Raw genomic sequence first — 8,580 nt, forward strand, 5'->3', positions numbered from 1 at the left:
ATATATGCCATCTGGTTACAAAAGAAACATGAGGCGATGCTAATTTGATAGCCAAATAATAGATTGCAAGAAGCGCAAAACTCATACCGAGTGTATTGTCCCCATGTGGACCTAAAAGCATCTGCTCGACCTGTCCATAGTGTGGATTCATCAAAAGCAGGAGAGCAAACGGACTAATGACCACTGCAGCTAAAGAAACGTTTACCCAACGTGGTTTTACAGTGTATCTTTTAATGGTATTGAGAATTGCGAGAAGATAAAAAAGTCCTGCAAATGCTAAAATTCCATTAAGTTCATAGGCATAATCGTAGAAAGGAAGTGAACGCATGACACCAAAGAGAATCGAAAGTATCATAAAAACCAAAAAGATATACCAAAGCATAAAGAAACGCTCAAGATAATAAATACCTTTGGCACTCATCAGACCCTCTTTATCGAAAAGTGCGAACGGGAGCAAAGAAAGCATTAAAGGTGCAAAGCCATAAAGCATCAATGAAAGATGCAAACTTCGTGAGATATCTGCTCTTATCAGGTTTTGGCCGATACCGATAAGTTGCAAAGCATAAAGCAGTCCAAAAACAGCTCCCAAAATCAAAAATAAATACGCAAAATAAATATGTGGTAGAAGTCGTTTTTTTAACATAATTTTCCATCCTTTAATTTTATAACTCTATCACTAGGGAGAATTCTTGATAAAGCGTGGGTTGCAACAATTACAGTAGCATCCAATTCACGCAGAAGATCAAAAACTATTTTTGAGTTCTTTGAATCCAAATTACCTGTAGGTTCATCAGCAAATATAAACTCTGGTCTATTGATCATCGCACGGGCAATAGCTACCCGTTGTCGTTGGCCTCCTGATATCTGATCAGGATATTTGGCACTTAAATGGGAAATATCAAGCTTATCTAGTAACTCTTTAATTTCAGACCGTGATCGTTTCGTTACCATTGCAATGTTTTCGTGAACATTCAAATGTGAAATCAGATAATGAAACTGGAAAATAAATCCAATTTTTTGATTACGAAACATATTAATATCAGATATCTCTCTACTTGCTTTTCCGTCAAAGAAAATTTCTCCTTTTGTAGGTTTCAACAATGTAGAGATTATAGACAAAAGCGTAGATTTACCACTTCCGCTCTCACCTGTTATCACAGTAAAGGTTTTGCTTTCAATCGTTAAGCTGATATCATGGAGTATTATTTCATTATCATATTCATGAGAAACATTCATAATTTTCAACATCTATTGTCCTCTGTTAATCAAAATTATAGGATCGATACGTGCAGCGATCAATGCAGGAATCAATGCCCCTATGACTGCCATTGTCATAGAGCCAACAAGTAATTGAACAAATAGAAGTCGATCAATCTCTCCACTCAAATAGCCCTGAAACTTTTCAATATGCTGCAGTTGCTCTAAAAGTATGAGACTGATACCATACGCCATACTAAACGCAAGTAATGTAATAGCCAACACTTCTATAACAACATGAAAAATAATGGTCGTTTTAGAGATACCCATTGCACGTTTAATACCAAATTCATAACGTCTATCGTTTATCATCATGCTCATGAGACTTACAATCGCTAAAAACCCCATAAAAAATGAGATAGATGCTATCACACCGCTGGAGATACGTATGATCTTAAACTGGTTGTAATTATCAATGAATTCACTTGTGGACTTGACCTCAATATCTTTGCTTATATGCTTTATGTCACTGACAACAAGATCACTATCCTGATCTATATTTTCAAGAGTCACTAGTAAAAAAGAAGCACTTTTTTTAAAAAGTTTTTCAGCATCTTCTATAGTGATGACAACACCGCCATTTTCAAATCCAATATCACTTTTATACACACCTGATACATGAAAAGGTGTCCCTAAAAGGTCAATTGTCTTGGGATGATGCAATATAGAAGCAATATTGTCTCCTAACACAACCTCACCTTCTTTGGGATAGGTTCCTTTGATCAAGGTATAATTTGACATACGATTCTGAGTCACACCATAAATTCCTGCAATTGGAACGACATCAATCGCCCCTGCTCCCACTATTACACCTTGTGCCGAAGAGACACCTTCAATTTTAGAAATGGGATTGAGTAACGTGCGATTGACATCACTAAAAAAGGTATCTGCCACACCTCGCTGCATGACAATAATATCTCCCTCGGTTTTAAGCATGTTGGCATACATACTGATAATACCATTGCCCAATGCCGTAATTAAAAAAATAGAAGCAATAGCAGAGGTAGCGGAAATCAAGATCAATATACTCTTATATTTGTAACGTAAAAATGATTTAAACATTGATACCACTTAACGTGTTTCAAATTTAACATCAATGTCCAGATCGATCTGATCACGTACAGTTAAAAAGAGCATTTTAGGAGGTTTGACATCATAACTTGACATTAAAAATGAAGATGTACCTTTAAAATTGACCTTTTTGTTTGACTTCATTATTTTTGCCTGGATCACCAACGGTTTCTTGACTCCATGAAAATAAAGAATGCCATTGACTATATAACCATTATCAGATTTTACAACATCCTTAAAAGTATATTTTGCGACAGGATATTTGACATCTTCGATTGCCTCAAGCATATGTTCATCTCTATCTTTATTATCACTTTTAAGAATGCTCATTGAAATATCGATAGAACCTCTTATCGATTCAATATTCTTTCCCATGGTTAAATGAGAATTTAATCCTGTAGTTGAAGGATTGATACTCGAATCACCAAATACCTCAGTATGTGCTTTAACCTGACCATTGGTAACCACAAGATTCCCAGCAGTCAAATATGTAGTAGTAGCCATAATGACTAATAAAAAAGCTTTTTTCATTTTATATCCTTTAAAGTATAAAGTGTCATCACAAATTTTTTAATTGAGAATTTTGAATCTGAGAAAATAAATTTTCCAATGTTTGAATAAAAGGTATTTGGATCTTTTCACTGACATTTATGGCTCCCAGGGCTATCAATATGACCCAAGCTGTAATAAATGATCCGCTCAATGCAACCAATAATCCTAAGCCTGATGCAGCCCATAGGCTCAATGCGATTACCGCTAGCAGTACATAAGGTAAACGCATTAAGGACCTAAGAATAATGACATTGTAATACGAGATCACAAAAGGATAAACTATACTGAGAGCCGATTGCCAACCTAAAGAATAGAGTGCAAATGTAAGTGTAAAAAGTGCAACCAGAAAACTACTGTTATATTTCCAATCCCTCGCCTTATAGGCAGTGATCAATCCGATCAAATGAAAAAGTATGATGTTCAAAGTAAAGGTATCTTGACCCCAAATATGCATCATATGATCTCTTGAAAGCGTTTCAAACAGTACTGCATCCAAAAGTAGCCAGAAAAAAATATTCCCTGCACCATAAAAAGTGATGTAATCGGTCTTTTTACTTAATTTTTTCATTTGAGAAAAAAGAGAAGTAATAAGTGCCACTGCTGATAGGAAAAGAGCGATATTTGTTCTTTGGGAAGCGGGTACATCGAAATAATATGTACCATATGCATAAGACAGGGCCAAAGCTAATACTACAAGCCACAAACGATCAATACGTGCAATGAGCATCGGTGCAGTCAAACCACTGATAAGCCCAAGTAAGAAAAGCTCGATCCCATTCGCATATGCATAATCCAACACTAATAAAAGCTGGCTAAAAAGCAGAAAAGGAATCAACCACTGACGCTCTTCATGAAGAAATACGGAAATGACTATTCCTAGCACTCCACCTACTGGAACCATCCAAATTTCAGCCATAATAGAATGATGATATTCAACGACACCCGTTTGTAATATTAAGAGATAAAATGTAAATTCAGAAGCAAATAGCAATAGAAAAGCAATGTTAGGTATTTGCATCTTTAAGATAGTTTTCATAGAATACATCCTTTATGTTAAGATTGCAAAGTATAAAATAGAAATATGAAGATTTGATGAAGAAATTTCATCATTCCAATTTATTTTTTTAAAAGACAAATATCAGTTTAATACCTTATCGGTGAGGAAAGATTATGAATCTGCTTGTTGTAGAAGATGAACAGCCTGTAGCAAATCAGTTAAAACAATTATTGCAACAAGAAAAATATCATTGTGATGTCGCTTACAATTATTATGATGCTACTGTATTACTTGATGAAAGAAAGTATGATTTGATCTTATTGGATTGGAATTTACCTGATGGTGATGGGCTTAGTTTACTTTCCCTATTGCGAGAAGAAGGCATACCGACTCCAGTACTTATGCTTTCTGCGAATACTTCAATTGATGACCGTGTAAAGATCTTAGATGCAGGTGGAGATGACTACCTATGCAAACCCTATTCCAATATTGAACTGTTTGCTCGTATTAGAGCCCTATTACGACGTGAGACACCTCAGAAAGGTACCCTATTAAGCAGTGGTCCTTTAAAACTTGATACTGCAAGCCGTGAAGTCTCTGTAAATGGGGAACCTATCAAACTCAGTTTTTCAGAATTTGATTTACTGGAACTGCTGCTTCAAAATAAAAATATCGTTTTAACACGTTATCAGCTTAATGAACATCTATGTCAAGATTACAATAGTCTCAAACACAGTAACCTTGTAGATGTACATATTAAAAACCTCAGAAAAAAGATAAGCTTAGATAATTGTATTACAACTGTACGCGGTGTAGGATATACTATAAAAGATTGAGTTATTAAATGCTTTGATCATTTTCTTCTACCAATGATGATCCAAACTTTATCAATGCTTTTGTTCCATAACCTAATCCTTTGCTTTCAATGATAACATCTGCTTGAAACAAGCGTGCTAGTTTTCGACTGATTGGCAATCCCAATCCACTTCCTTTTTCCGTATTCTTACTTTTATTCTTGACTTGAGAAAATTCATCAAAAACATTCTTCAAATCATCTTCGGAGATTCCAATTCCACTATCTTGAATGCTCAGGCATAAACTTTCACCACATTTTTCTAAAGTCAGATCTATGGATCCATACTCTGTAAATTTGATAGCATTTGAGAGAAGATTAATAAGAATCTGTTTGAAATATCGGATATCTATGGTGACTTTCATTCTTTTAGTGAGTCTGTTGTTAAACGTTATTGGGATTTCTTTTTGTTCAGCTAAAACCTCAAGCATATTGATCACATGCTGAGTAAGGACTTCAATTTCATCACTTTTCTGCTGTACTAAGTCTATAGTAACTTTCCCTGATTCAATCTTCACTAGATCAAGAATATCATTGATCATTCCTAGTAAATGGTCTGCTGATGACTGCATTGTCTCAACCATCTCTTGCTGGTGATGTGTAAGATTTTCATAAGCAATAAGATACTGTGTGGAACTTAGTATGGTATGTAAAGGCGTACGCAATTCATGTGACATATGTGAGATAAAAGTTGACTTAGCGTGAGAAACGGCTTGCGTCTGTTCAATAAGACGAATCTGATCGAGTTGAAGCATGATCATCGTTGCGATAGAGCGATAAAATTTTTCCTCGTGAGGATCAGTTATCGGCCTGCTTTCACCTAAAGTAATGACACCATAAAAATCACTTGTCTGTTTTTCGAAATCTTTGACATAAAGCATCAAATACTGGTTAGACTCATTACCTTCATTTTGTTTGGGATATTCTTGTGAAAAAGAAAAATGCTGGTGAGGCATTAGTATCTGTAACTCATTTATAGCCAATGTGATACATGCCTCTTCAGTTTGGGTTTGGATCAAACCATTAAAGATATTTATCAGTTGGACAAAACGCAATAAACGAACCTGATTCTCTTCTTCTAAAATTTTAAAAGCACGATTTGTTTCACGTACCATAATATTAAAGTCATTTGCCAATTCACTGATCTCTCCTTGTGAAGAGATTGAAACCTGTGTGGTATAATCCTGTGTCGAAATAATAGATTTGGTTGCATCAGAGAGTTTGGCGATTGGCTCCAAGATACGTCTACTGATCCAAAAAGAAATCAGTGCAATGATAATTACCCCTAAAGCAAAAAGAGCCCATACAAATAAGATGAAACTATCTAAAAAAATCAATGCGACCGATTTGTTTATCATATAAACGATCATCCACTCTGACATAATCCCTTCAAATTGTTCATGTAAGACCAGATAATGATCACTTACATATTGTGTATTCTGTTCTTTGATATCTAACAAGAGTTCATTATTATAAACATCTCCAATTTTTGCTGAACTATCAAAATGATAGAAAATTGAACGTATTCCGTTAGCTTGAGTCGTATAGGAATCAAGGTTTGAAAGAGCATATTCAAGACATAAATATCCCAATAGTTTATTTTTTTGTAATGTTGAATTAATAGGGGTAAACAGGATGATACTTTTATCTGTAAAAAAATAGTTCTTATTTTTTCTTAATATTTTGTTGAATTCTGATATATAAGCAAAATCATGCGGAAGACTCTTTGCGGTTGAGGATATCACTTTTTTTTCAGATGTAAGAGTAAAAAGATCCATTTCCAGTCCCAAATCTTTCTTTTTTTGCATAAGAAGCTGACTGATACGTTTATCAACATCTCCAACGATCATATCATTCATAATATCTAAAGAAGCGAGAAAACGCATCTCCTTCTGTAAGGAAAGAAACTGATCCTCTACCCTCTTTTTTACTTGAGTCATTTGATTGTGATACGTAAGCATCGTATTATCCAAGATTTTCTTTTCGCCAAGATTGTAACTATAGATCAAAATAAGAAAATATGGGAAAAATCCTATGCCAAAAAGTGCGATTCTGAGTTTACTTTTGAGTGTTTTTGGCAATATCTTTCTCAAGTATTTCATAACTCACCATCCCTATAGATCACTTTTAGATCTTTATCTACCTTGCTTACCGGGATATATCCTATCGCCCCTTCAACTTTTTTAATAAAAAGTATCATGCTCTCAATGGATTCCACCCTATAAGGTGGCCTATACCCTCTATAGTGTTGTTTGATCCAATAACTATCAAGCTGTGTTGAATTCATTTTTAGTATTTCATTTTCAAAAGTCTTTCTCAATAGGTCCTGAGGAGGCAGATTTAAAGCGACAAGTTTTATCTCACCCCAAAAACGCTTTTTTTTAAGATAGATCATACGTACTTGCGCTTGGGTAAGTGTATTGATTGGACTGTCGGCATGTGTCACCAATACAAATTTCTCAGCATTAAGCATGATACTCATGATGATAAATATCCACCCTATTCTAAACATACGAACTACCTAAAAAAGTACTGAAATAGAAAGAATCATTTTATTCTCTTCATGTAAAGAATGCCATTGGTATTCACCCTTAACAGCAATAGGATAAAGTGGTCTATACGTATATCCTATCACTGCAAAACTGTCTTTTGTATCAGTTGATTTATCTTTGTACGCTTCCAATCTGACAATGGCCTGATGTTTTTCTTTCATCATATATGACCCTTGAAGATAACCAACATATGGTATTGTCGTACCATCGTCATTAAATTGAGAACCAAGTTCACCTTGTAGTTTAAAATCATTTTGTTCATACTTGACAGCCCCTAGAAGATAATAATATTCTTCATCTGAGGTAAGATGAAAATAACCAGTATTGAACTGATAGTTCCATGCATCTTTTTGAAGTGATAGCCCAAAGCCATAATGACCGTCGGCATCAAAATTATTATAGATCTCTTTATTTAATGCATCATCAAGATCTTCACCTCCCTGTATGATAGTATCAATACCCACCTCATAACCATTTTCAGTTTGATAAAGAAGATCTGCCCCAGTTGTAAATCTTGGAAAAAGTAGAGTTGTGATGCTTGGGCTAGAACTGGTTTCGCGTAAGACATTAATGGGAATGCGGTTCCAAAATCCTATAGGTGAGTTGAATTTACCAAGCTTGAGTGCATAGTTTTCATCAAATTCATAATTGACATAAAACCGTTCAATATGTATCTCTTCATTTACTTCTTCACTTGTCTCATTTCCAAATACTTCATCGTAGACATCTTCTGCTTCAAGTTCAAACATGTAAGAAAAATTATTATATTCCCCATATGCCATAATGGCTAATTCATCAAGCTTCAATGAGCGTTCTTTTCCATACGCATGTTCATACTCTAGAGAAAAATAACCCCCTACATAAAGTGGAAGTTCGCCAATTTGGACACCCTGTCCAAGTTGGTATTTCGAATCTTGCCCATAAAGTGTTGAAAAGAAAAATAATGAAATAAATAAAAGAGATCGTATCATTGGGATCATTCACCTTTAGCATATAAAAATAATCAAATTGCAGTATAGCATTTTTTCTCGAAGTGCTATACCCAAATAAAACTCCAAGCTATCTTTATTCAAATTTGAAATAATTCACTGTCAATGAATGAAGAATATATTTTAGAAGTTTAAATGAAGAACATGAAGATTTAATGAAGATATCTCATGAGAACATTTTAGACTTCATAAAAATGTCTGGAAGTGAAACATAACCTCCCGAGACCTAAAGAATACTTGAGTGCTTTGAAATGTTAGAAATATTTTGGCAGAGTCCAAAGTTGATTAGTCCGAAAGCACGTTTTTTAG

The 8,580-nt window shown here is 34.6% G+C and carries 8 protein-coding genes and 1 pseudogene; 1 reads left to right on the plus strand and 8 read right to left on the minus strand.

Translation table 11 applies throughout. From position 1 onward, the window contains the following. The 5 genes and pseudogenes from WBM70_RS10265 to WBM70_RS10285 form a co-directional block, all read right to left on the minus strand. Nucleotides 1-643 (minus strand): annotated as a pseudogene (locus WBM70_RS10265) (hypothetical protein); the annotation flags it as partial. Then, nucleotides 637-1,248, minus strand: a complete 612-nt coding sequence (locus tag WBM70_RS10270; protein WP_424558412.1) for an ABC transporter ATP-binding protein — start codon at nucleotides 1,246-1,248, stop codon at nucleotides 637-639. The pseudogene WBM70_RS10265 and the gene WBM70_RS10270, both read right to left, overlap by 7 nt. Then, complete coding sequence (locus tag WBM70_RS10275; RefSeq protein WP_424558413.1) at nucleotides 1,249-2,319, minus strand: ABC transporter permease; 1,071 nt, start codon at nucleotides 2,317-2,319, stop codon at nucleotides 1,249-1,251. A gap of 9 nt (nucleotides 2,320-2,328) precedes the next feature. Continuing rightward, the gene (locus WBM70_RS10280; protein ID WP_424558414.1) at nucleotides 2,329-2,859 is read right to left on the minus strand and encodes a YceI family protein; all 531 of its coding nucleotides are present in this window, start codon (nucleotides 2,857-2,859) and stop codon (nucleotides 2,329-2,331) included. A gap of 28 nt (nucleotides 2,860-2,887) precedes the next feature. After that, nucleotides 2,888-3,916 (minus strand): hypothetical protein, encoded by a 1,029-nt coding sequence (locus tag WBM70_RS10285; RefSeq protein ID WP_424558415.1) that lies wholly within the window; start codon nucleotides 3,914-3,916, stop codon nucleotides 2,888-2,890. Nucleotides 3,917-4,050: 134 nt separating this feature from the next. Between WBM70_RS10285 and WBM70_RS10290 the strand changes: the two genes are divergently transcribed. After that, nucleotides 4,051-4,713, plus strand: a complete 663-nt coding sequence (locus tag WBM70_RS10290) for a response regulator transcription factor (RefSeq protein WP_424558416.1) — start codon at nucleotides 4,051-4,053, stop codon at nucleotides 4,711-4,713. A gap of 4 nt (nucleotides 4,714-4,717) precedes the next feature. Here WBM70_RS10290 and WBM70_RS10295 read toward each other — a convergent pair whose 3' ends face one another. From WBM70_RS10295 to WBM70_RS10305, 3 genes are read right to left on the minus strand one after another with little or no spacing between them, the layout of a single operon-like run. After that, complete coding sequence (locus WBM70_RS10295) at nucleotides 4,718-6,832, minus strand: ATP-binding protein (protein WP_424558417.1); 2,115 nt, start codon at nucleotides 6,830-6,832, stop codon at nucleotides 4,718-4,720. Further along, nucleotides 6,829-7,242, minus strand: a complete 414-nt coding sequence (locus WBM70_RS10300) for a hypothetical protein (RefSeq protein WP_424558418.1) — start codon at nucleotides 7,240-7,242, stop codon at nucleotides 6,829-6,831. The genes WBM70_RS10295 and WBM70_RS10300 overlap by 4 nt, the downstream gene beginning before the upstream one ends. Nucleotides 7,243-7,251: 9 nt before the next feature. Beyond that, on the minus strand, nucleotides 7,252-8,253 hold the full coding sequence (locus WBM70_RS10305) for a porin (protein ID WP_424558419.1): 1,002 nt from the start codon (nucleotides 8,251-8,253) through the stop codon (nucleotides 7,252-7,254). Nucleotides 8,254-8,580: the final 327 nt, after the last annotated feature.

The organism is Sulfurovum sp., from assembly GCF_049668085.1.
In the GTDB taxonomy this organism is placed as follows: Bacteria; Campylobacterota; Campylobacteria; order Campylobacterales; family Sulfurovaceae; genus Sulfurovum.